The sequence below is a fragment of the Saccharothrix luteola genome, from assembly GCF_020859565.1.
GTDB lineage: Bacteria > Actinomycetota > Actinomycetes > Mycobacteriales > Pseudonocardiaceae > Actinosynnema > Actinosynnema luteola.
This window is the reverse complement of record NZ_JAJHUO010000025.1, coordinates 172,955-174,839: the sequence shown is the minus strand read 5'-3', so window position 1 is coordinate 174,839 and position 1,885 is coordinate 172,955. Positions and strand designations below refer to the sequence as shown.

At 71.5% G+C, this 1,885-nt stretch carries 2 protein-coding genes; one reads left to right on the top strand and one right to left on the bottom strand.

Annotated elements, in window-relative coordinates:
- The first annotated feature begins 272 nt into the window (after positions 1–272).
- Complete coding sequence (locus tag LNK82_RS32255) at positions 273–1,316, top strand: LacI family DNA-binding transcriptional regulator (RefSeq protein WP_230570671.1); 1,044 nt, start codon at positions 273–275, stop codon at positions 1,314–1,316.
- A gap of 10 nt (positions 1,317–1,326) precedes the next feature.
- On the opposite strand, the gene LNK82_RS32250 is transcribed toward LNK82_RS32255, so the two are convergent.
- The gene (locus tag LNK82_RS32250; RefSeq protein ID WP_230570670.1) at positions 1,327–1,734 is read right to left on the bottom strand and encodes a hypothetical protein; all 408 of its coding nucleotides are present in this window, start codon (positions 1,732–1,734) and stop codon (positions 1,327–1,329) included.
- Positions 1,735–1,885 lie beyond the last annotated feature (151 nt).

Below are 1,885 nucleotides of genomic sequence, written 5' to 3'. Positions count from 1 at the left end.
AACCCGCGTGTCGAACCTCCAGGTCCCGCGTGTCCTGCGTTCAGGACCCCCGAGTTCAACGTTCGGGACGTCTCATTTCGCTGGTCGGACGCCGGACGCGGTGCGGTAACCTCGGGGTGCGACCGGGTGGGAGCAAACCGGACATTCGACAGTTTCGATTCAAACGTCGATTGTTTCGAACGTGTTACGGACACTCCGAGTGACGAACAACCCACCAGCGCTCCCCCGCGTCTAGCGGCCGGAACTGGGCGGGGCTGCCGTAGACTGCCCCCATGCCGACCAAAGCCGACCCGTCACCCTCGGATGGCACAGCCTCGGGCAAGATCACCATTGCCGCGATCGCGGCAGAGGCCGGGGTCTCGGTTCCGACTGTTTCGAAGGTAATGAACGGGCGCGCCGACGTCGCGCCGCACACCCGGGAACGGGTCGAGGCGATCATCAGGCGGCACGGCTACCAGAGGCGGGCGGACGAACGGTCGCGTCGGTCCAACCTGGTGGAACTGATGTTCCACGAGCTGGAGAGCGCCTGGGCGCTGGAGATCATCCGGGGCGCCGAGCAGGTCGCCGCCGAGCAGGGCCTCGCCCTCGTGCTGTCGGAGTCGCAGGGCAGGCTCACCCCCGGCCACGGCTGGCTCGAAGGCGTCATCGCCCGCAAGCCCCTGGCCGTGATCTCCGTCTTCTCCGACCTCACGTCCTCGCAGCTGGCGAAGCTCCGCGCGCGGGACATCCCGGTCGTCGTGGTCGACCCGATCGGCGAACCCCAGCTGGAGACGCCCTCCATAGGAGCCACCAACTGGAACGGCGGCCTCACCGCCACCCGCCACCTGATCGAACTCGGCCACCGCCGCATCGCCATGATCGGCGGCCCGGAACGGGTCCTGTGCAGCCGCGCCCGCGTGGACGGCTACCGCGCCGCGCTGGAGACCGCGGGCCTGGCCTACGACCCGAACCTCGTCCGGTACGGCGACTTCCACGTCGAGTCCGGACGCGCCCAGTTCGCGCCGCTGCTAGACCTGCCGGACCCGCCGACGGCCGTCTTCGCCGGGTCGGACCTACAAGCCCTCGGCGTCTACGAAGCGGCACGCGCGGCCGGCCTGCGGATCCCGGAAGACCTCAGCGTCATCGGCTTCGACGACCTCCCGGTCGCGCAATGGGTGGGCCCGCCGCTGACCACGGTCCGGCAGCCGCTGCAGGACATGGCCGCGGCGGGCACCCGTCTCGCCATCACGTTGGCACGTGGTGAAGAGCCCGAACACCGCCGAATCGAGCTTGCCACCACGCTGGTGGTGCGTCAGAGCACCGCCGCGCCACGCTGACGAGCCGCCTCTAGTGGTGGTGGCCCGGCTTCTGGACGTAGGTGCACCCCTCCGCCTCCGCGGGCAGGGTGTGCCCCACCTCCTCGCCGGGTCCCACCGGTGTGCAACGCAGTTCGTGCAGTCCCAACAGCTCCAGGCCGAGCGTGCCGCTCAGCGCGAAGCCGTTGCCGAACCCGAAGTCCGGGTTGTCCGACACCTCGCCGCCGGCCATCGCGCCCTGCCACGAGCGCTGGAAGTCCGTCAGCTTCTCGCGCTGGAACACCACCAGCCCGAGCCGCTCGTACGGCCCCGCCTCGCACGTCGCCCACTCCGCCACGTACGGCGCGTAGAGCTTCGCCCGCAGCGGGCCGACGAACTCGGCGAACTCGTCCATCGACCGGGACACCACCTCGTCGCACTGCCCGGTCTTCTCCCGCACCCACTCACCCACCTCCGCCGACGTGGCCAGCGGCGGGCCGAGGGCGTTGGAGCCCAGGCCGGTGGAGTGGGGGGGGGGCCCGGGGGGGGGGGCCCCCCCCCCCCCCCGCCCCCCCCCCCGCCCCGCCCCCCCCCCCCCCCCGCCGCGGGGG